20 protein-coding genes are annotated in these 22,690 nt (G+C 40.4%); 11 read left to right on the top strand and 9 right to left on the bottom strand.

Annotation, left to right across the window (positions count from 1 at the left end):
• The first annotated feature begins 23 nt into the window (after positions 1-23).
• Both RMY16_RS04795 and RMY16_RS04800 read left to right on the top strand, forming a co-directional pair.
• Positions 24-1,127 carry an aromatic ring-hydroxylating dioxygenase subunit alpha gene (locus RMY16_RS04795; RefSeq protein WP_322735394.1) on the top strand — a complete coding sequence of 368 codons (1,104 nt, stop codon included), beginning with the start codon at positions 24-26 and terminating at the stop codon, positions 1,125-1,127.
• A 425-nt stretch (positions 1,128-1,552) separates the two neighbouring features.
• Positions 1,553-2,572 (top strand): tRNA-dihydrouridine synthase family protein, encoded by a 1,020-nt coding sequence (locus RMY16_RS04800; protein WP_322735395.1) that lies wholly within the window; start codon positions 1,553-1,555, stop codon positions 2,570-2,572.
• A gap of 28 nt (positions 2,573-2,600) precedes the next feature.
• Here the strand turns inward: RMY16_RS04800 and RMY16_RS04805 are convergent, their stop codons facing one another.
• A complete protein-coding gene (locus RMY16_RS04805; RefSeq protein ID WP_322735396.1) occupies positions 2,601-3,404 on the bottom strand; it encodes an SDR family NAD(P)-dependent oxidoreductase in 804 nt (267 codons plus the stop codon).
• 204 nt (positions 3,405-3,608) lie between these two features.
• Here RMY16_RS04805 and RMY16_RS04810 point away from each other — a divergent pair, with 204 nt between their 5' ends.
• On the top strand, positions 3,609-4,670 hold the full coding sequence (locus RMY16_RS04810; protein WP_322735397.1) for a glycosyl hydrolase: 1,062 nt from the start codon (positions 3,609-3,611) through the stop codon (positions 4,668-4,670).
• A 255-nt stretch (positions 4,671-4,925) separates the two neighbouring features.
• Here RMY16_RS04810 and dpdE read toward each other — a convergent pair whose 3' ends face one another.
• Complete coding sequence (gene dpdE, locus RMY16_RS04815; protein WP_322735398.1) at positions 4,926-8,237, bottom strand: protein DpdE; 3,312 nt, start codon at positions 8,235-8,237, stop codon at positions 4,926-4,928.
• Positions 8,238-8,371: 134 nt separating this feature from the next.
• On the opposite strand from dpdE, the gene RMY16_RS04820 reads away from it, so the two are divergent.
• The 8 genes from RMY16_RS04820 (at position 8,372) to RMY16_RS04855 (ending at position 14,474) form a co-directional block, all read left to right on the top strand.
• Positions 8,372-8,563: a hypothetical protein gene (locus tag RMY16_RS04820; RefSeq protein ID WP_322735399.1), complete on the top strand. Its 192-nt coding sequence runs from the start codon at positions 8,372-8,374 to the stop codon at positions 8,561-8,563.
• A gap of 214 nt (positions 8,564-8,777) precedes the next feature.
• On the top strand, positions 8,778-9,032 hold the full coding sequence (locus RMY16_RS04825) for an RNA-binding S4 domain-containing protein (protein WP_322735400.1): 255 nt from the start codon (positions 8,778-8,780) through the stop codon (positions 9,030-9,032).
• A 47-nt stretch (positions 9,033-9,079) separates the two neighbouring features.
• Positions 9,080-9,496: an alternative ribosome rescue aminoacyl-tRNA hydrolase ArfB gene (gene arfB, locus RMY16_RS04830; protein ID WP_292732951.1), complete on the top strand. Its 417-nt coding sequence runs from the start codon at positions 9,080-9,082 to the stop codon at positions 9,494-9,496.
• A gap of 49 nt (positions 9,497-9,545) precedes the next feature.
• Positions 9,546-9,722 (top strand): hypothetical protein, encoded by a 177-nt coding sequence (locus tag RMY16_RS04835; protein ID WP_322663873.1) that lies wholly within the window; start codon positions 9,546-9,548, stop codon positions 9,720-9,722.
• Positions 9,723-10,543: 821 nt separating this feature from the next.
• Positions 10,544-11,428 carry a lipid kinase gene (locus tag RMY16_RS04840; RefSeq protein WP_322735401.1) on the top strand — a complete coding sequence of 295 codons (885 nt, stop codon included), beginning with the start codon at positions 10,544-10,546 and terminating at the stop codon, positions 11,426-11,428.
• A gap of 131 nt (positions 11,429-11,559) precedes the next feature.
• Positions 11,560-12,165, top strand: a complete 606-nt coding sequence (locus RMY16_RS04845) for an exopolysaccharide biosynthesis protein (protein WP_322663877.1) — start codon at positions 11,560-11,562, stop codon at positions 12,163-12,165.
• Positions 12,166-12,800: 635 nt separating this feature from the next.
• Positions 12,801-13,358, top strand: coding sequence for a hypothetical protein (locus RMY16_RS04850; protein ID WP_322735402.1), 558 nt, complete (start codon positions 12,801-12,803; stop codon positions 13,356-13,358).
• Positions 13,359-13,697: 339 nt separating this feature from the next.
• Positions 13,698-14,474 (top strand): SDR family oxidoreductase, encoded by a 777-nt coding sequence (locus RMY16_RS04855; RefSeq protein ID WP_322663881.1) that lies wholly within the window; start codon positions 13,698-13,700, stop codon positions 14,472-14,474.
• Positions 14,475-14,552: 78 nt separating this feature from the next.
• On the opposite strand, the gene RMY16_RS04860 is transcribed toward RMY16_RS04855, so the two are convergent.
• From RMY16_RS04860 to RMY16_RS04890, 7 genes are all read right to left on the bottom strand, one after another.
• Positions 14,553-15,332, bottom strand: a complete 780-nt coding sequence (locus RMY16_RS04860; RefSeq protein WP_104909074.1) for a photosystem II S4 domain protein — start codon at positions 15,330-15,332, stop codon at positions 14,553-14,555.
• Between the two features lie 206 nt (positions 15,333-15,538).
• Positions 15,539-16,048, bottom strand: a complete 510-nt coding sequence (locus tag RMY16_RS04865) for a hypothetical protein (protein WP_322663882.1) — start codon at positions 16,046-16,048, stop codon at positions 15,539-15,541.
• Between the two features lie 277 nt (positions 16,049-16,325).
• Positions 16,326-16,703 carry a hypothetical protein gene (locus RMY16_RS04870; RefSeq protein WP_292775463.1) on the bottom strand — a complete coding sequence of 126 codons (378 nt, stop codon included), beginning with the start codon at positions 16,701-16,703 and terminating at the stop codon, positions 16,326-16,328.
• A 416-nt stretch (positions 16,704-17,119) separates the two neighbouring features.
• The gene (locus RMY16_RS04875) at positions 17,120-19,378 is read right to left on the bottom strand and encodes a TolC family protein (protein WP_322735403.1); all 2,259 of its coding nucleotides are present in this window, start codon (positions 19,376-19,378) and stop codon (positions 17,120-17,122) included.
• Between the two features lie 103 nt (positions 19,379-19,481).
• A complete protein-coding gene (gene kaiC / locus RMY16_RS04880; RefSeq protein ID WP_322663886.1) occupies positions 19,482-21,044 on the bottom strand; it encodes a circadian clock protein KaiC in 1,563 nt (520 codons plus the stop codon).
• 75 nt (positions 21,045-21,119) lie between these two features.
• The gene (kaiB, locus tag RMY16_RS04885; protein WP_069069132.1) at positions 21,120-21,434 is read right to left on the bottom strand and encodes a circadian clock protein KaiB; all 315 of its coding nucleotides are present in this window, start codon (positions 21,432-21,434) and stop codon (positions 21,120-21,122) included.
• Between the two features lie 113 nt (positions 21,435-21,547).
• Positions 21,548-22,129 carry a KaiA family protein gene (locus RMY16_RS04890; protein WP_322735404.1) on the bottom strand — a complete coding sequence of 194 codons (582 nt, stop codon included), beginning with the start codon at positions 22,127-22,129 and terminating at the stop codon, positions 21,548-21,550.
• Between the last annotated feature and the right edge of the window lie 561 nt (positions 22,130-22,690).

The raw sequence follows: 22,690 nt of genomic DNA on the forward strand, positions 1-22,690 counted from the left end.
TAGATTAAATAGAAGTTAACACTATGAATATCTTCACCCATCCATCATTTGTGGATGAAACTCCTAATACTAATAAACCAAAATTTGGATTACCTGGTGATTACTACTTTAGCGAGCAAATTTTTGCTTATGAGCAGCAAACTATCTGGCGTAACACTTGGCAGTTTGTAGGACGTGAATCCGATCTACCTAATCCTGGGGATTATTTAACTTGCCAAGTTGGTGATCAGCCCATGTTCGTGATTCGAGATAATAATGGTGAATTGCAAGCAATGCACAATGTTTGTCCGCATCGCGGAGCGCAGATGTTACAAGGGCAGGGTCATTGTCAACGGGTGCGTTGTCCTTATCATGGTTGGAACTTCAATTATGAAGGTAATCTTAAAGGTTTACCTCGCGCTGAGTGTTTTCCCAATTTAGATAAGTCGACTGTCTATCTAGCTAAGGGACGAGTGGAGACATGGGGCGGCTTTATCTTCGTTAACTCAGAAGCAGAAGGGGAATCTTTAGTAAGTTATTTGGCTGGATTTTCAGCTTACTTAGAGCAGTATCAGCACCGTTGGCAGGAACTTCAGCAGGTTGACCACTGGTTTTATGAAGAGCCAGCCAATTGGAAATTTCCCATTGAGAATTATCTAGAGTGTTATCACTTGTCAGTTGTTCATGCCCAAAGTTTAAAGTGTTTCGATCCGAAGAATATTATTTACACTCCAACTGGGCGACACTATCAGATATTTGTTCCTTTTACAGATGATGAATTTGTGAAAGATCACCCCGCTTTTTCAGGAGAACCAAGGGGACAATCTTACCAGGGCTTCATCTTTCCCAATATGATGATTAATACCGCAAGAGACAAAGTTTCAGTTTTTCGGCTGACTCCTTTATCTCCCACAAGAACTAAGTTTGAGGTTTTTATTTATCAAACAAAAGCACAGATTGAAGCATTTCCTTATAAGCAGGATGAATTTCGACCTGAATTTGAGCGGGTGTTAAATGAAGACTTTGGGGTGGTGCGATCGCTACAAGCAAGTGTTCACTCCAAAGCTTATGGTGTACTTCAGCTCGCAGACATTGAATATGGAATTTCTCACTTCCATCAAGTTTTGTCGAAGTACTACCAACCCTAATACACAGAAAGAGCGATGTCTGCAATGGGCTACGCTGACGCAGCATCACGCCTTCAGTAAATAGACTAACATGTATTTATTTACTTACTAGTTATGCAAATTCAGAATTCAATTTTAGTCTCAAAGCACCAATCGGTCATTTACCCTCACGTATTTGGATTGGTGGTTCTCAACCGTGGCGCTACCCAGATGCTTTAGCTGTAAAACTAGCAGCTTGTGGTATTAGTTAGTTTTGATAAAAAAATTGTTGAATAGGATTACTAATAAACTCCTAGTTTGTAGTGAGCGATTCATCGCTCAAAGCAACGATAATTAGGACTAAAGTCCTCTCTACGAGACGCTATGCAAACACTACAAACTTTAATTGATTTACGTCTAGCTACTTATAACTTAACAGTGAGCTTTGTCGATCGCTCTTCATCTTTATGCCCCAGGTACCGCTCCCCCAATCGCTCTATCCACACTTACCCCTCACCGCTCTTGCGCCCATGCAGGATGTGACAAACCTCTGGTTTATGAAGGTGATTGCCCACTACGGCAGCCCTGACTACTTTTTCACCGAATATTTCCGCGTCAATGATACCTCACGGCTCAATCGTAGCATTCTGGCAGCGATCACCGAAAACAACACGGGTCGCCCCGTTTTTGCGCAAATGATTGGCGAAAGTATTCCAGACTTAGTAAGAACAGCAAAGGAACTCTGCAACTATAATATCGCTGGAGTTGACTTGAACATGGGCTGTCCAGCACCTAGAATTTATCGCAAAAATGTTGGGGGTGGATTGCTGCTCTTGCCGGAAAAAGTGGATCGGATTTTGGGAGAATTGCGGCAGGCAGTCAACAATCGACCTTTGACGGTCAAGATGCGTGTAGGCTTTGAAAATACTGATAATTTTTACAAAATTCTAGATATCATCAATCGCCACAGCATTGATTTGCTGAGTTTGCATGGTCGTACGGTGAAAGATATGTACCACGGGGCAGTAAAATATGATTTGATCGCCCAAGCAGTTAGACGAGTCCATTGTCCAGTGCTTGCTAATGGCAATATTAACTCGGCGACAACTGCTGTTGAAGTGCTTTCTCAAACGGGTGCGGCGGGTGTGATGGTAGGACGCTGGGCGATCGGGAATCCTTGGCTTTTTAATCAAATTCGGCAAGCTTTGCGAAGAGAACCGATCGCGCTCGTTCCTTTAGCAGAAGTACGCAACTATATTGATCGTTTATGGCAAACCCCCACAGCAGCATCTATGCCAGAGCGATCGCGCGTAGGCTACTTGAAAATGTTCCTCAACTACATTGCTCTGAGTGTTGACACCGAAGGCGATTTTTTACGGTTGATGCGACACACTTCTACTGAGGCAGAATTGTTTAACCTTTGCGATCGCGTTCTCCTTACCGATTTTACAAAAACTTTAGCCCTAGCACCTTCTTTGAGCGTGTGATATCGGGCGTTGTTGAGTTGGCTGTGATTTATGGTAAATTCAACCGCTTGCGCGCACCAAATCGAAACAAGTTATCTGGCAATATTGCTTTTAAGCGAGGCAACCATTGTGCCTCATTGCCAACACGATAGCGTAATCGTGGCAACCGACTACGAGCAGCAAATAGAATCGCCTGTGCGACTTTTTCAGGTTCGTCGCCTTGTGCAATTGCCTGACTAACAGTTGAGCGAATCACATCGCGTACATTGTCGTAATCAGCATAATTCAATGTGGATGATAACATGGCGTGGTTGAAGTTGGTCTTAAAGTAACCAGGCTCAATTAAAGATATTTTAATATTGAAAGGGTCTAGTTCCACACTCAATGCTTCACTATAACCTTCGAGTGCAAACTTACTTGCACTGTAAAAACCTTGGCCTGGTGCGCCAATCAATCCCGCCACTGAACTGATATTAATAATATGCCCACTACGCTGCTGTCTCATAACTGGCAAAACAGCATTGCTAACCCGGACAACACCCCAAAAGTTAGTTTCAAAAACCTCCTTAGCTTGTTCTAAAGAAGTTTCTTCAATCATGCTGGCATGAATTTGTCCAGCATTGTTAATCAGTAAATCAATGCGATCAGTCTGTGCGAGCAACTGTTTGATACAGGATTGCACTGAAGACTCAGAGGTAACATCGAGTGTCAACATTTCTACATCTTGTACAGTTGGATGTTCCTTGCGACTAGTACCGAAGACCCAGTAACCTTCTTGAGCAAGCTTTTGAGCAGTTAACTGCCCAAATCCAGATGATGCTCCTGTTACTAGCACGACCTTTTTGTCAGTCATCGGTTCTCCTTTGGTTTGTGAATTATTTGATACTGCAATGGACTACACCCTGACTAATACTCGCATTTTTTATAAACCTTATTTGTTCATTATTGATTCTCAATAAAAGCCTAATTTAGCGATAGGATTAATAGCTAATTTGTCAAGTATGAAACTTCAGTGTTCAATAAGTTAGATTTTTTAAGTTAGATTTTAGATTTAGATATGAATCATCCAAAAACCCCAAATCATCAACCAGGATTGGTTTTAACGCCTGGAGCCGAAGGCTGGTGGGATTCCGAACGAGTTTCTTCGCCACAGGTCTTGTACTGTCCCGATGGAACTTGGAAAATGTGGTATTACGGTCGGGATGCGTCGTTTGATCGGCAAATCAATTTGCCCACTGGTCGCTGTGGTTTAGCGATTTCTGATGATGGAATTCATTGGCAACGCGTCCAAGGATTATTAACTATGGGGGCTGTCTTTGAGCCTCACCAAAATTCTAGCCGGTTTGACTCAGCCCATGTTGGTGTAAGCAATGTCTACTTTCACGATGGTCTTTATTGGATGTGGTATTTCGGTGGAGACCACACAATTCTTGAGATGGGAAGCTTTAAAGCTAAAGGGTTAAATATGCGCCCTGGCTGTGCTATCTCCCGTGATGGCATAAATTGGGTGCGGCTGGAAGGTAATTATCAAGGAGCTTTTCTCGATTTAGGTAAGGCAGGGGAGTTTGATGCCCTATTTTGCGCCTGGCCACAGGTCTTGCCTGATGATGATGGAACCTGGAAAATGTACTACCATACCTTAAATCCTGACAAAGGATTCTTAGTCGGTTTAGCTGTGTCTAGCGATGGTTTTCATTGGGAAAAAGTTGGTCAGATTTTACAACCAGGTGAGCCTGGAAGTTTTGATGAGAGAGGTATTGGTACTCGCAATGTTCTGAAAATAAACGGAGAGTACGTAATGTTTTACGAAGGTGTTAACAACAATGGTTATCACTCCATCGGTCTAGCTGTTTCTAGCGACGGGATTCATTGGCAAAAACATCAAGGACAGCAAGTTGGAGGTTCTATCTTTTCTCATGCTCAAAAGGGTTCTGGTCGTTGGGATGCAAGGGCTGTAGGCACGCCTTGTGTAGTCGCAATGGATGATGGCAGTTTTCGTATGTACTACATTGGCGCAAACGAAGGTGGACACGATGAACTATCTTCACAGCACCAAATTGGTTTAGCTGTGAGTGCCGGAAAAGATTTTCACCAGTGGCATCGTTGGGGTGAATACTAATTTCTTTTACATGAAATACAAAGCTACGGGTTTGAAGGCAGAATTCAGAAGGAAGTACAAACTTTTATATCTGATGTGTGAGTTCTGCACTTTGTATATCATCTACTTGAAATATGCTGTATATGTTTTTACAGCAATGTCATCAATAACACCATAACAAAAAGATCCCCGACTTATTTAAAAAGTCGGAGATTTTCAGCTCTCAATCTTTGGGAATCCTATTTGATTTCCAAAGCTGTTTAATCGCACATAATATCACTCAAATTGCACAAGCGATCGCCCCGATACCACAATAAAACCCACAGAATCAAGCCTTAGAAGCGGCTGGCGAATTCCCTCTAGAATGGCTGCATTTAAAGCAGTTTCTATCTTCAATTCTTCAGCTAATGCATTATCCCAACTTTGCTGATTTAAACGTAGACCTAATTGTTCTACTCTATTGGCTAATTTCTTTTCGGCAACTTTAGCACAATTTTGACATAAGTCAATAAAATCGGGACGATTGGCAAGTAATTCTGAAGAAGTGTTACGCACTTCATAGCAAAAATTTTGCCATTTACTAGGGTCAACAAAATCGTCAATAATTCCTAAGCGCTCTTTTGCTAAGTTGTAATCTCGTCCTTGATTATTGTTTTTGTCTTTATATGGACGTTGCAGAATACTTAAGAGTGCTTTATCCTCAACAACCCGGATTGGCTGCTTGCGACCATCAACATAGATAGTTTCTATAATTGGCGGAAATAGAGCATCAACGCGGCGCTGCAAGTTTTTGAATTGAGAATTATCCAGTTTGTTATCTAGTAAAACTTGTTTGGCAGTTCTTAAATTTGCCTCGACTACATAATTGCACTGGAAACCGAACCACTCTTTCCCTTCTTTCGCGTCCCAAGATGCATCAGTGCGCCACAGAGCAAAGGCTTCACCTCGGTCATCCCAATTGATATAGTTCAAGAGTGCTTCGATAAATCCTTCACCAACTCGAAAGAGTTTAACACCAGCATTCTGGTTTGCTACTCTGCGATTATAAGTACCAAATTGGTCTAGAGAACTCTCAGCAAAACGGTTTTGTAACTCATTTATCGGAACCAAAGTACGCGTTGTTGGTTGATAACGCCGCATCTCTGATGAATCTGGGTTATTCAGTCCTCTGAATCCGAGTGCGTCGCAAATCCAGCCTTCAATTGCTCGTTTCATTTCTAGATGACGAGCATCGTAATTATCTAGGTCTTGAAAATACTCGGTAGCAATTTCATCGTTTGCATCAATTTCATCTAAAGCATTTTGTTCGCTAATTTTGGCTATTTCCGCTTCAATTTGCTCTTGAATTGGTGAAACCATTTCTAATAATCCAGGCGCACCTGATTGAAACAAAACTGTTTCTAATTCTGCAAGTTTCTCATCAACATAAAACTGGAGACTGGCAATTGATTGTTGGAAAATACCAAACCCATCTTTTAATACTTTATACCAAGCATTGTGAGGGCTATCTTCCAAGTAGGGGCCAATCAAGGCACTAGATTGGATGCCAATTTTACTGCCAATGCGGTCAAGTCTGCCAATTCTCTGCTCTAATTGATTAGGCGACCAAGGCAGGTCAAAATGAATTAACCAATCGGCAAACTGAAGGTTACGCCCTTCTTCTCCAGAGCGATCGCATACTAAAATAAAGCAGTTGGGGTTATTCTTGAATCGATTTAAGCCTTCCTCAACTTTGTCTGGTGATTCTCCAAATTGATGGCTGGCTATTGTCTCTGCGCCAAAGGTATCAGATAAATACCGGACAATTTCGCCACAAGTTTGCACAAAACTGGTAAATACAACAAATTTGGGCAGAATATCGCCAGCAATTGGTCTTTTAATTCTCTGCTGTATCCTGGTGATGAATTCCTTTTGATTCTTCCGAACGTTTGCGGGAATTTTGAAATATGTACCCAGCTGATTCAGCAGGACTGTTTTTAAATTTTCCGTCCGTTGTCCGTCCTCTTGAGGTTGACGAATAATTTTTAGTAAGGATTGGAGAATCTCTTCTTCCCCTGAGAATTTGGGGGTTGTAGTTAACAGGCGAACATCATCTTCTTTAAACTCCTGGATGAGTTTAGCATGAGGTTTTGCAGTTAAACGCGCCGTAATTACCTGCTCTAAAATGCCTAACCAAGTACCAGCAGCCAGAAATAACAGCAGAAAAATTCGCTGATATTGCTTTTCATCAGGAGCAACACTTTGCCATTGATTGAGCAGTTCGTGGATATCAAGCGATCGCTCGTCTAAATCGTACTCTTCTTTGGGCGTAAAGTTGCGGTCAAATATCACGTCTTCCACGGCAGCGCGACGGTTGCGAAGCATTCGCCGATGTAGTCGATAGATATCGCTGACATGGACGCGAATCGCTTGGACGATTTGCTCTTGCTCAGTAGAATTTGCTTGTAAACAATTTTCTAAATCATCCGCCAGCTTCAGCAAATACTTATCTTCAGCAAAGAGGTTTCGCAATTGCTGCAAGTTGCTTTTGAGAACCTCTGGTTCTACACCTTCTTTAAAAGAAAGCAGAAGTTTACCAATTTGCTGACGACTTTCAATTTTGGCGCGGAACCCTGCGAGATCACCAATTTTATAGGTTGTTGGGTCGAGTAAGTGCAACATGGCCAGAAAATCCTGCTCGTGATTGAGAACAGGAGTGGCAGATAATAAAAGTAAGCGATCGCTTTTATGAGCAAGTTCTTTGCAAGTCTGAAAACGCTGGCGTACTGTTGCATCCTTAGAGGTTGCCATTGCTGCGATGTGATGAGCTTCATCTAAAATTAAGCAGCCTATCCTTGCTTTCAGGTTGATTTTATGAATATCTTCAACCGCCAGCACCGCTACCCGTTTACCAAAATGGGAGATGTAAAACTTGTTTTCTAACTCAGTCCGCCATTGTTTGAGCAAATATTGCGGAACTAATACCACCGCACCTTTTTTCGGTTCATCGAGGAGGAATTGACGGAGAATCGCACCCGCTTCGATGGTTTTTCCGAGTCCCACCTCATCTGCTAGCAAGTAGCGTTGAATTGGGTCTTCCAGTACCCGCCTGACTACTTCAACTTGGTGAGGATAAAGATTAATATTTGCCGAAATCAGTCCCGTCATCCCGCGACTTACAGCGCGTTGCTGAGTCAAGGATTTCACGAAAGCCAATCTTTTGTCGTGGAAGTAAGGCGTTTCGTGACCCTTCATCGCCAGAGTTTGGATGGGGTCTGTATTTGGTAGATTACAACGAACGTAAATGTCTTCAACAGATGCGATCGCAGTTTTCTTATCTGGTAAATCAATTTGATACATTTCTGTATCTTCATCCCAGATAAAAACTCTGCCAACTATCCATTTATCCTGAGTTGGGAACTTGATATAGCATCTAGCTTGGGGTTCAAGCTTGACTTCAGAGAGCGTACTTAAAGGTAAAGTTTTTTGGAGACGTTGGCCTATAGAGCAGAAATACTCAACGATCGCATTGGTATCAGATATTTCCGTAACTTTTCCGATACCCAAAGAGTTATTTTGGGACTGTACCAATAAACCCAGCTTAATCATAGATCCAGTCCCCTGAACACACTAAAAGAACTTTCCAGACTGGTTTTTAACCCATATCTGGCAGCTTTGTAGATCAACATTATAGATAATAACTGGTATTACACTTTTTGTTAGAGCGATATCTACGACTGGCTATGACGTTCTCTACGAAACGCACTCGCGATCGCGGACTCGCTAACGCTTTTCTACCAGACGCACTCGCGATCGCTATTGGCGTCACTCCACCACAGCCAATTAATAAAATTAGCAATTTTCAGGTAAATGCACCACACAGTAGAGGTAAAGCATTACTGTCCTTGTACAACATATACAGTTCAATTAAATGAAAACTGCTGTAAATTCACATTTCTCAGTAAAGTTTTGTGTAAAAGCGTGACTTTGTTAAATTTTTGCCAACACAATGCCATTGCAGAGTATTGCCAAATTAAATTTGCTACGAATTAATGAAATGGGGTACTTAGCTGATTATGTGGTGTAACAGATTTACGCTTTAGCTTGAGAAGGCCACGATACAATTAAAATTATGTACCTTTATTTATTATGAAGAAAATTAGAGACAACACAATTAAGTTAAATCAATTTTTAAAGTTGATGGGTATAGTGCCAACTGGAGGTCAAGCCAAACTGATGATTCAAGGTGGTGATGTCCAAGTAAACGGGATGCTGGAAACTCGACGAGGACGGCGACTAGTACCGGGTGATAAAGTAACAATCCAAGGACAGACTTTAGAGGTGAATTTGAACAACAATGAAGACCAAGATGTAATGATAGATTTAACCGAACAAACCGAGTAAAGAAAGTTTATTCCAAAGTTACAAGTTTTTCTTTTGCCTTGTGAGTAATGCTGCAAATTTCCAATAATGTTATTATCCCACAGACTGAGATTGAAATTACCGCGATTCGGTCGCAAGGAGCAGGAGGCCAAAATGTAAATAAGGTTTCTACCGCCATCCACTTGCGCTTCGATATTGCGGCTTCATCATTACCCGATTATTACAAACAACAGCTTTTAAAGCTCAACGATCGACGCATTAACCAAGAAGGAGTAGTGGTAATTAAAGCCCAAGAACACCGAAGCCAAGAGAACAATCGTGAGTCAGCCTTGAAAAGACTTCAAGAACTCATTCAAAGCGCAGTTGTGGTGACAATCAAACGTAAACCCACTAAACCAACTCGCAGTTCTCAAAGAAAGCGCCTTGACCACAAAAGTAAGCGCGCACAGATAAAATCTAACAGAGGGCAGGTGACAGATTGTTGATTTATCGATTATTTGTAGAGAATACACATATTATTCAATATCAAAAAAGATGAATAAGACATTACTAAAAATTTTGATGTTTGGGCTTTTAATCTTGTTTATCATCTCTCCCTTTGCGGGTCTTGCGAGTTTAATGCTTGTAGTATTAGTTTCGGGGTTTTTCTTTTTGCTAGGTGATGTGTTTCAAGCAATTATTGGTGGCGACACCGACGCGAAAAAGTCATAAAAGCAAAATTCCAAATGAAGATAGGGATTTACCTAAAAAAGCCGTTTCCAAGGTGCGATCGCTTTAACATAGACAATTTTCAATCTGTCACAGCATAAGTTCACAGATATAATTGCTTTTTTAACTAAAAATTAAATAATTGTAATAACGATTTACTAAAAGCAAAGAGACTTTGAATCTTACTCCTCAACCTAGTAGGGGAGCTAATCCGTTGCGGGATTTCCCCCAGTTAAGCAACCAACTAGTGCTGTATTGGATTCAACACAGAAGCTTTATATACAGAATTTTTCACATAAATGATTTACATAGGTAAGGGCACAACATTAGACTTCTTGCAAAAGTCGGGGTAAAGGGGAAGGGGAAAAGGGTAAAGAAACTCAAAATCCTTTCCCTTTAACCTTTTTCCTTTTCCCTCTCTTGCAAAAATATATTTTTGCAAGAGGTCTATTGTTGTGCCCTTACAATAATCTATACCTTACAAAGTTGCAATTTGCTGTATATGTATCTATTTGAATGAAAAATATCCCTTATGTTTTGCATAGTAATATTTGAGCAACTTGCTATTTTACAAATAAAAATACCTAAAATTCATTTAGCTAAAGAGTAATAATTATATTTGTTAAAGATAAACACACTGAGGACTAGTAAAGCTAAACTAAAGAAAAAGAAAAATTAAAAATTAGTAGTCACAATATAATAAGTGTTAGAAAAATGAATGGTTAATAACTTTCATCACAGCCTAAACACTTTTTTATAGTAAACATCAAGCAGAATATATAGATGCGAATAATTGGACATATCAACAACGCAAGGTACCACCCATGAGTTCCCGCGCACTGCTGTTAGTAAATCGTCATGCTCGCCAAGGGCAAAAGGGTCTGTCGGAAGCAATTCAATATCTCAAAACACTTGACTTTGATTTAATTGAAGAGTCTACAGAAGATCCCAAACATCTTGCTGAAGTTATACTTCGCTATAAGCATCAAATTGACTTGGTAATTATTGGTGGAGGAGATGGCACTCTCAATGCCGCAGTAGATGCTTTAATTGAGACTCAGTTACCTTTGGGAATTTTACCTCTGGGAACTGCCAACGATCTAGCGAGAACTTTAGGAATCCCAAATTCCTTGAACGAAGCTTGCAAAATTATTGGAAATGGACATTTACAGCGCATCGACTTGGGTTGTGTGAATGGCAAGCACTTTTTTAACGTTGCCAGTATGGGATTGAGTGTAAAAATTACCCAACGGCTTACCAAAGAAGTTAAGCGCCGTTGGGGAGTATTTGCTTATGCTGCTACTGCATTGCAAGTGATTTTGGAAGCTAGACCTTTTACAGCAGAGATTGCGATCAACGGTGAATTGATTCGCGTCAAAACAGTACAAATTGCTGTCGGTAACGGTCGCTATTACGGTGGTGGTATGGCAGTGGCTGACGATGCCACAATAGACGATCAAAGGCTAGACCTTTATAGCTTGGAGATTGAACACTGGTGGCAGGTTATATTATTACTACCCGCAATGCGACGAGGGCGACATATACATTGGCAGAGTGTACGCTCGCTTCAAGGTCAAGAAATAGAGGTACATACTCGCAAACATCGCCCTATCAATACAGATGGTGAAATTACTACCTACACACCTGCTCATTTTCGGGTTATACCTAAAGCTATAGCTGTTTTTGTACCCCCAGAAAGCAGGAGTTAGGAGTCATTCAATTTTAGATTTTAGATTTTAGATTTTCCTTCAATTCAAAATCTAAAATTGGCAGGGTTTAGAAGTTATTCTCCCTCATCTTCCTTTACTGCAAAGTGGGAACTCGCATCAACTGACGCCAAATGCATCTGAGATTTTCTCAAGATATAAAGTCCCTGTTGCAACGCCTAGCTGAACAACCGCTGACTCTAGGCGATATTCTGACAGAAACCTCAGAACGGGGCTTTAGTCTGGTAATTACATTATTAGTTTTGCCTTTTTTGCTTCCCATGCCACCGGGATTAACTGGCCCATTTGGTGGTGCTTGTCTACTGTTGTCAGTGCAAATGGTTTTAGGAAGGCGATCGCCTTGGCTACCGAAAAGAATCGCTAACTACAAATTTCCTCGTTCCTTCGCCCAGTTACTTTTGCAAAATTTGGGACGGCTCACCAAAGTTTTCCAGAAAATCGCCCGTCCCCGATTAGCAAAAATAGCCCATAATCCTTTAGTTTGGCGAATTAATGGGTTTTGTATCTCTTTATTAACAGTATTGCTAATATTACCAATCCCGTTTACAAATCCTATTCCTACTATCGGTATTTTACTTTTGACTGTTGCCACCATCGAATCTGACGGTTTATTAATTTGCATCAGCTACGGCATTACTGCTCTGATTACCTTGCTGTTTGGATTTATTGGTTATGCAGTGTGGTTAGCTCCTAGTTTACTGCCATCGATATTGAAATAATAAAAGCCTCCAGCTTTTGGCTGAGGGCTGTAATTTATTAGGGTGCATCTACCATTTATTAATCCGCTTTATTTATTGCCATATCCGGGCAAATTAGACTTTTAATAAAATTTATTTTTTTCGCAAAAAATTATTAGCAATAAAAAAGCCTTCAACTAAAAGCTGAGGGCTGTAATTTAATTAAGGTGCATCTACCATTTATTAATCCACTTTATTAATTGCTATATCCGGGAAAATTAGACTTTTAAGCAAATTTATTTCATTAATGAATAAAAAAGTATCAGCAATAAAAAAAAAGCCCCCAACTAAAAGCTGAAGGCTGTGATTTAATTAAGGTGCATCTACTATTTATATCTCCGCTTTAGTTATTGCTGCATCAGGAAGAATTGAAAAATAAATATATAGCTGTGGAATTGATTTCGTTAGCTAAAACGGTAGTACTAGCTTCAATGAGGATTACCTACGGTATTTGACTAGGTAATCATTGACCAACTTCACATTAATTTTACAATTATCCCAATTTTCCTCTGAATACACAAAGTTTCTGTTAATATCTCTGATTCGATATCCGCAATAGTACGAATTTAGTTTATTAGTTGGGTATATGACTACGAAAGTTAGACACACCCAACTTGATGAAGCGATCGCAATTTCTATTAGCCCTTGCTAGTCTTAGTATTGTCGGGGGAAGCTTTTTTCTGAGAACAACTTTTAGCAGTAATAGTGAGCCTAAAATCATAACTAATACATTACGCTATAAAGAAATTCGTAATCAACTATGGTCTGAAAATGACCAAGTAAAACATTTTCCTAATGAGATTCCCCTTGATGCTAAAGACGTTCGTATTGCTTACTCTCCCAAAGTTTTGCAAGGAAGTAGTTTTTTTCAAATTAGACTGAAAGAGCCACCAAAAAAGATAGAAAAATTACTTTCACAATACAGAAATAGTGCCAAGCACAAATATATAGGCGGTAACACAAACGACCACATAAATCAACCTAACGGTGTGCCCACAACTTTCTTTTATACTAGTGACTCTCCTACAGAATCTTTTCCAGCTACTTATGAAATATTGGTATTAAATACAGATAACAAAGGTAGACCTGGCTTTAAGTGGAATCATGGAAATAGCTACGGCGTTGCAATTAATAGTTCCACGTCAGAAATTATCTATTGGTCTGAAAAATGGTAATTAGAATTCAAAATGAATTTGAATCGTCATGAAAAAATCATTATTTGTAATATCTGATATCATCTTTGCCTAAATTACCAGAAAAAATCAACTTGTCTATTGAATATACAGATGAAGAAGATTTAAGAATCTCCCATATCGGTATATTGGGAGAATTAATATAGTTTCAAAAAGTCAAGTTTTAGGGAAGTAAAATTTTGAGTGGAGCAAGCCTTCACTCAGATTTCATAGTACAAAGTGCTGCTTTTACCCTTTTGGATATATCACTTTGGGTAGTTAAAACTTATAGTCAGCATAGCTAAGATTTATAAGTGCTTAAAAACTATCTGAATATGTAGAATGCCAACTGCTTTAATTACTGGTGCTTCTAGTGGTATTGGTAAAGCCTTTGCTCAAGAACTAGCTGCACGCAAAACAAATCTTGTACTCGTTGCTCGTTCTGAAGACAAACTAAGCAAATTAGCTAAAGAACTACAAGAACAACACAACATTCAAGTAGACGTTGTAGTAAAAGACCTCACAGAACCTAATGCAGCTGCTAGTGTATTTGATGCCACAAAGGCAAAGGGATTAAACATTGATTTATTAATCAATAATGCTGGTTTTGGTTCCTATGGCGACTTTGCTGAAGGGGATGGAGAAAAACAAGTCAAAATCGTACAATTAAATATTTTAGCATTGGTAGATTTAACCCATAAATTTTTACCCTTGATGCGGCAACGTCGTTCTGGAAGTATTATTAACGTATCTTCTATTACGGCATTTCAACCTATACCATACCTTTCTGTTTATGCTGCTAGTAAAGCTTTTATTCTCAGCTTTAGTGAAGCATTATGGGCAGAAAATTATCAGTATGGTGTCCGGATCTTAGTCACTTGTCCAGGGCCAATAGAAACAAACTTTTTTGCAGAAGCTAATTTTCCTCCAGCGCTGGCAGGCAGTACAGATAAAGTCTATTCTTCCGAAAAAGTGGTTTGGGAATCTTTAGAGGCTTTAGAAAAAGGCTATCCAACTGTTATTAGCTCTGATAGTACCACTCAAATTAGAAGCAAATTATCTCGGCTTGTACCGCGTAAACTTCTACTGAATATGTTAGCAAAACGCTTTAAAGCCTAAGTATTAATTATCTATTTAGGAGTTTGGAGTTTAAAGTTAAATAAACTGATGTATTTAAAACTCCTCACTCCTAACTTATTACATGTACCTTGTTAATTGAACTCGGTAACGCTCTTTTTTTGTAACGGCGATTTCCCCAACTTCTAAACGCCCTTTAGAGCGAATGGCGATTAAGTCGCCTGATTTGACTTGAGAACTAGCTTGGGTAACTTCCTTCCAATTGACGCGGACATCACCAGCATCGATGAAATCAACCATTTTGCTGCGGGACATGCCAAAACCAGCAGATGCGATCGCATCTAATCTTAAAGAAGCCTCCACAGTAGTTAATTCTTTTTTCTTGGGTTCCCGAACCTTTAATTCAGTTAGCTCAATCTGCTGAGTTTTCACAGGAACCGATCGCACCTGTTTGAGGCTCATTGACAAAAACTCCACCAACTCTGGTGCAACAATCGCCTGCGCCCCTCGTTCTCCTAAGACAATCACATCTCCTGTCTTTTCACGAACAATTCCCGTCCCCAACATTGCCCCTAAAAAGTCGCGGTGAGAGGCGGTATCAAACAGGAAATTACCAGCAATTTCTACGGCTACAAGGCTGACTTGAGATTGATCTAAGGGAAGTTCCGAACGAGCGATCGCTATTCTTTGGCGTTCAGCTTGCGGATATCCACCCCATGCTACCAACTGCACTTCTGTTAATCGGTTAAATACCCTTTGAATTTCTGCCAATTCTGGGGGAGATAGAAAATCTGTCAAAACCACTTCCCAAGTTTTGATTGCTTGCTCTGCTTGATCGATTGCACGAGCGACACTATCTCGATTTTCAACACCTTTTAAAAGTTCTTCTCGTGGCAACATTCTTAAAAATTATGAGTTATGAATTGAGAATTAATTTGCTATAACTATCCTGATTCTAGCTTTAATTCCCATTTCTACGGTTCCTGTCCAGATTGGGTTAGCCTTTCTACTGGGGATTTGTTTGCGATCGCAGCGGCTTAAGCCATCTCCCAAGAATAGGAAAGTAACTCAAGCCGTTGTCTCGTGATCTGTAAACTATGATTTATTCAATACACAGTATTTGTGTCGGCATAACCTTGGATATTTTCTGGATCAAACTGACGTAATATTTTGGTTGCTTGGCGAGTCAGAGTTTCAGAACCTTGAACGGCGACTAAATATTTACCTGCATCTAAGCGGTTGCGATAAGGTAAAGCATCACCACCACCTACAAGTAAACCGACTCCGCCACCGACAAACACACCACCCATCGCACCACTAGCAGCACCCAGCAGTCCGCCAACAATGTGATTGCCAACTTCACCCGCCCAGGCAAAAGTATCTAAACCAGTAATCAGGCTGAATGTAAAACCTGCAAAAAAGCCAAATGGTATCAGCCAGGTTGCCATCTGTTTTGCTTGCTTTTTAGCCTGTTCTTTGGGGTCAATTAAGCCAAACTCGTCAGCCGTTTTATACCCCCTCCCTAAAATAGTGCTGTTAATGCCTTCTTTTTCTAAAGCTAAGTAAGCAGCTTCGGCTTGAATGCGGTCTGGTAATACGGCAACAAGGTAATTCATTGATTTTACAATTTGTCTAATAGAAGTTTTGCCTTAATTAACAGCGTATCAGTCCTGGTCTATTCAACCTCGCATGACTAGAAGTGACACATCTGGATTACTCCAAGACTTACATCAGAGTTAGCAGGCTCACATCTTGCACCAAAGCACTGAAAGGACTACCCACTGCGTTTGTGTAGTCCGCCTGCGCGAACTAAGCTTATTAAGGGTTTTGAAGCCGTTTTGCATCTATGTTCAGTAGCCGCAGTTTTAATCGTGAGATTAAAATGCGGGTCGATCATTTTAGCAAATCTAGTGGCTCACAAAAATTGTTTACGCCTTGCTTGAGGACATATAGCAAAACTGGCGTTGCCAAAATCTTAGGAAATGTCGGCGTTGTTTTTAGATGTTCCATCATCTTCACAAGAGAAGTATTAAGCAAATCTTCTCGATATTCTTGTTCACAAATGACCACACGCCATTTTCTAGCCAAGGCATCTAACCACTCGGAATTTGCTCTTTCTGGCTGTTGTCCTGCTCGGATAGCTAGCGTCATCGCTGCATCTTCCAAATCTCCATCACAGTCTTCAATCAAATCCAGCGCTTCCATATCGCTAGGATCGTCTGCCAATTGAGAGCGAAACTGTGCAATTTCTTGAGATGTTACTTTAGTCATGAGTCTTTGACAAGGCAAGCGATCGAACACTCAGTTATGTTAGTCCAAATTTGACTATAGCGCTTCTCTGCTAAGTCCAATACAGACCTCACAAAAACAACTCCTTCTCTACGACTTCTCCCTAACCCTCTTTTCAGAGGAGCGGAAAAAGTTTCGTTACCGGAAGAATTAGATAAAACACGTCTACTTTGAAAACCGTAGTTTTTTCTTTTTATCCTTTAGCGATCGCTAAAGAATTTCTAAAAATCACAATTTACAATAGTGCCTTTTGGACTAAAAAGCCTCACTTATTCAGTGTATTTACTGAATAAGTGAGGCTTTTAGCTAGCTTTTTATTAGAAATGCTACTGGACTGTGTAATGTCATGATAAACACAACAGTAGTCAAAAGTATTCATTCAATGGAGTTTCAGCTAATTAGCGGAATGCTCTGAGGGTAACAGACCGTTGTAAATCAGCTAAAGCGCGGTTGTAATCCAAAATTGCTGTGACTCGATTACCTTCAGCTTGTGTGAGGTCGTTTTCAGAGTTAATGACATCAGTTTGAGTACCTACACCAGCTTGGAATCGCAAACGCGCTAAACGTAGAGCTTCCCTAGCTTGTTCTAAAGCGGTATTAGCGGTTTGAACATTCTCCAAACTAGATTGCTGGGTAGAATAGGCTTGTTCTACCTCAAAGCGAATTTGGTTGCGCTGTTGAGCAAATTGAGTTTCTGCGATCGCAATATTAGCTTGCTGTTGAGCTGCTCTTGCTCTTGCTGCTCCGCCATCAAACAAATTTAGGGTTGCCCTAACTCCGAATGAATAACCATCAGTAACGCTGACATTATCATCGAACTGGTCTAGCAGGTTATAGCTAGCGACCAAACTAACTTGAGGCCCCAGTTCCGCAAGAGCTTGCCTACGCTGTTGCTCGCTAATATTACGTTGTGCTAACTGCTGTTGCAATTCTGGACGATTTTGATAAGCCAACACAATACTTTGTTCTAGGGTTGGGTTCCAAAGACCAGCTAATTGTACAGGGTCAGCGGCACTGATATTTATTGCTTGCGGCAAACTGATCCGAGTTGCTAATTGACGACGGGAAATTGTCTGCTGGGATCTAGCATTAGTTAAATTTTGTTGGGCATTTGCTAAATTCACCTGCGATCGCAACACATCGAACCGCGTACCAACCCCAGCTCGCTCTAAAGCTTCTGCATCACGCAAACTAGCTTCAGAGTTCAGCACAGCCGATTGGGCAATCCGTACTTGTTCATCTGCTTGTTGCAAATTGTAGTAGTCTCTGGCAACATTCAGACGGATTGTCTCAGACTGAGTTTCTACAGCCAACTCGCTAAAACGTACCTGTTCTTCAGCCGCTTTGATGCTAGCTTGCACTCTCCCAGAAGTATAAAGATTATATGAAAGTTGTGCTTCACCAGAAAAAGATGTACTGGGTTGATCTTGGTTAGGGGCAAACGGCCCGCTTAATTCGTTCTGACGTTGGCCATTAGCAGACTGACTACGAGTCAGATCGGTGCTAACTCCCAGAGTGGGCAATAAAGCAGCTTGCGCCTCTCGTAGAGCCGCTCGATTGCGTTCTAGCTCCAATAAAGACACCTGTAGATCGCGATTATTACGCCGTGCCAACTCCAGAGCCTGTGCCAAAGTAATCGGCTGATTTCCTTGAAGTTGCACCTCCTCCGGTTTGGTGGGAAATTGTAGGGGATTTGAGTTAGGAATCAGGTTCTCTGGAATTTGCACCGGCCCTGGAGGCACAGGAGTTACGGTTCCTGGCACAGTAGAAGGTTGCACCGAACCCTCTGGTGCAGGAGTTACGGTTCCTGGCGCAGTGATAGTTGGCGTTGAACCCTCTGGTACAGGAGTTACGGTTCCTGGCACAGTAGAAGGTTGCACCGAACCCTCTGGTGCAGGAGTTACAGTTCCTGGCACAGTGATTGGCGTCGAATCTGTCGGAATCGTGGTATTACTTTGAGCCAAGCGACCAATAGCGTTTTGTCGTAAGCAGGTGCTTGAGGTTAGTAGCACAGCCAAGGAGTCAGTTTTGCTTTTGCTCAACTCCTGTGGACACCTCTGCGCTGACAACAGTTTTGCTGCTCCTGCACCTGTAGCTGAAGTTTGTAAAAATGTTTGCAACTGAGTAACAGTATTTTTCTTTTGAACCACTGGCTGCTGGAAAGAAGACAGGGACAAAATTTCTTTTTGGACAGAAAGGGGTTTTGAAGTGTAGTTGGGAACTACTGTCTTCTTTAATTTCTGCCTATCAGCGCTTGAATTACTCTGTTTTTGGTTCTTTTGAGCTAGTGAAGGATTAGAGGTAGGTGTCAAACTGAAAAATCTACCTTTATCTTTCTTAAGTAGTTGTTTTATTGGCACAACAGTATCTTCAGCCGTAAATACGGGAATACTGTTATTACTTAAAGGTTTCATACTAAGTTTAGTAAAACCCAAAGTAGGTACTAGGGTTGGAACACTAACATTTGCACTATTAGGCAGTTGCCTATTTATGGTGTCTACAACCAAGCCTTGACCATAAGTAGAAGTCAAAACACTAGGAGAAGACGCCAGTTGTACCCCAGTTAGTTTCGCAGTACCAGCCCAAGCAGGCTGAGTTGTTAAAACTGCTGCCGTTACACCAGGTAAGAAGCTATAAAATAATTGCTGTCCTTTCACCGCATCCCTCACACGAAAATCAATCTAGCGGCAGAAAACCTTTCTTCACCACAGAATATAGCACGATACTAAACTTAGGAAAGAATATACTACGATACTAAATTTAGGGTTCGGAACTCTGTTTGTCTTCAAAACGTCTAACAATGCGAGAAAGTTCCGCCTTTTCATCGATACTAACGCGAGTAGGAGCACCGCTGATAATCCGTTCGTAGTTTCGGAAAGAATCTTTGATTTCGGGCCCGTCAGCAGTAATATTATACTCACGAATCCCCTTATCATGCCAAGACCCGCGCATTTTGAATACGTTAATTGCCCGCGACATTTCTCCGCGAATTTCTACGTACTGTAACATCAGAATTGTATCGGTAATCGTGGAAATATGAGAGTCAGTAATCGAATGCGCTCCTAGAAATTGGTCGGTTGTGTTAGTAAAAAAGCCGGTAATTTCTTCTTGTTTAGCATAACCTGTCACACCAATTACAAACTGCCGAAATGCATTATTGCTCACTCCTCGAGCTAGTGCTGATAGAGAATCAATAGCAATCCGAGCGGGTTTGAAAATAGCAATTTCTGATTTAATAATTTGTAAGTGGTCTTCTAAACCAGTTGATTCAGGATAGGTACAGATTATTTTGAGTAAACCTTTATCTTCTAATTCTTCAAAATCAATTCCCCAAGAGGAAGCATTACGAGATAATTGGGCGCGTGATTCTTCATAAGCAAATAATATCGCCTGTTCTCCATTCAGGCAGCCATCTTGAATAAACTTACTTACTAACAGCGTTTTACCAGTACCTGTGGCTCCTGTTGCCAAAATAATTGAATCTTTAAAGAAACCACCACCACACATTTCATCTAAGGTTTTGACACCAGAAGATACCCTGATATTAGAAGAACGTTGAGTTAAGCGCATTGCTCCCAGTGGGAAGATGTTAACTCCTTCATTAGTAATCGTGAAGGGATACTCGCCTTTCATGTGAGTTGTGCCACGCAATTTGAGAATTTCAATTGTGCGGCGGCGGCGTTCTCCTTCTAAAGCGTTGCGAACAATTACTACATTATCGGAAACAAATTCTTCCACACCAAAAGACGCAACAGGCCCATATTCTTCACTACGTTCAGTAGTAATTAAAGTTGTGACATTCAGTAGTTTGAGACGTGCTACTAAACGAAAAATTTCGCGTCGCACTACTCCCATTGCTTCATACTGCTGAAATACTGCTGTTATTGAGTCGATGGAAACTCGTTTAGCTTTGTATTTGCGGATGGCATATTGTAAACGCTCAATGAGTGCAGAAAGGTCAAAATTTCCAACGATATCTTGGCCTTCTGGATCGGGAGATGCATCAAGAATAAATAACTTGCCTTCTTCGATTAAGCGGGGCAAGTTCCAACCAAAAATATTGGCGTTTTTAATAATATCACTTGGTGATTCTTCAAAGGTTACAAATACTCCTGGTTCATCAAAGTAGGTGATACCGTTATAAAGAAACTGAAGAGAGAATAACGTTTTACCTGTGCCGGATGTACCACTAATCAAGGTCGTTCTACCAATTGGTAAACCACCATGACTAATATCGTCAAACCCTTCGATCATTGTCCGAATTTTTTCGACACCCCTAATTATTGGTGGTTGTTTTGGGTCTACTTGCTCGTTTTGACTCATTGCTTGATAACAAAAGGGTATTAAAACCTGTTTTTTTATTACTAATTTTGGACTCAATTTTTTATGATTAAAAATTTACTCTTCAAAATCTTCTTCACTCAGTTCTTCATAGAGCAAATCCAATCCAATCAATACTCTTTCTCTATCTGAAAGATCCCCAATAATTTTGCGAACGGGTGGAGGCAGAATTTTAGATAATGTTGGCGTTGCCAAGATTTTATCTTCTTCCGCCAGTTGTGGACTTTTCAATACATCGATCACTTTTAAAGCATAAACACCTTCAAACTCCTGCTCTAAAATATCTTTGAGTGTTTTTAATGCCCGGACTGAATTCGGGGTGTTTCCTGCTACGTAAAGCTTGAGAACGTAGGTTTTTCTGGCTTTAATCATATAATATAGTTAATAACTATTCATGAGCATAAAAATAACAAATGCGTTCGCGCATTGGGAGTAACTAACAGCAATAGTGTGTTCAAAGTGAAATATACACCGATAAACTTAATTTATTTAGAAATTGAACTCCTATAAACTTCGCACAAGTGAGCCAAGATATCGATTAAAGTTAGCCGATAATCAAGTAACGTTTCATTGCTCCTGCCTTCTAATTTTAGCTGGTTAGAAAATTCTTCAATTACCTCCATGTGAATTTCGATGATTTGAGGCACAGGAATATTAGCATAAAATATAGTATTGATAAATTTATCAATTTTATCTTTGAGTGTTTTGTCTGTGGTAAAATAATCTATAAGAATCAGGCTATAATCTATTTTAAGCTGTCTTAATAGTCCTTGTTTTTCTGCTGGAGTCATCTCCTGAAAATGCTGTTGGCTTTTTTGCATCTGACTGGCAAATACATAAACGTACTTGCTAGTGTATGCCTTACTTGGATTGAGTGGCGGACAATTTGGTAAATAGTTGATTTTTCCAGAGGTCGTTACAGCAACAGGTAAGTAGTAAAATTGGGCAGTAATTGCGTCCATCAATTGCCCCACCCACGTACTCAAACCTTTTAGGTTGGCTAAGTCAACTGGATTATTTAAGCATTTGTTCACATTAAATTGCGGAATCAATATCGGTAATAACATCTATTCTTGAATATATCTCCTCGATCGCCTTGACCAATAAACGCGGGCTGATAAGTTTAGCTAACGCTTTAAGGGGATACTGGGTGTGCAGTCAAATGGTGATTTAACCCCAAAATAACGCTCTATGAGAGCAGATAGTGCTACGCACCTAACAATTTAGTGCAGCAACTAACTGGTAGAACTTAGTAGGTCTTTGATGATAAGGTATCCTTCGGCATAGCAAGATACAATAATTAACTCATGATTTACATATCTATGTATATAAATAGATAGATTTTTTTATTTTGCTCCTTGATAAGATACTTAAACGAACTTAAAGGATTGTCGCATTCCAAATCATTATAATTCCTCAAGGTTCTAAAGCGAATCTTTGGGGCCATAATTGTTTTAGCCGTCGCTATCGATGAGGAGTTTAAATACCAGTAAGACACTGGAGAGGCTAGTTGCTAGAAATGAGAAACGTCGCCTCTTGGAAAAATGCACTCGTTTGCAATTCCCGTGTCCGTTAGGGGAAATTCCGTTGTTTGAAAGGCGTTGAAATAACCAGAGTTGCTTATATGA

The sequence above is a fragment of the Nostoc sp. DedQUE12b genome (genome assembly GCF_034530835.1).
Taxonomy (GTDB): domain Bacteria; phylum Cyanobacteriota; class Cyanobacteriia; order Cyanobacteriales; family Nostocaceae; genus Nostoc.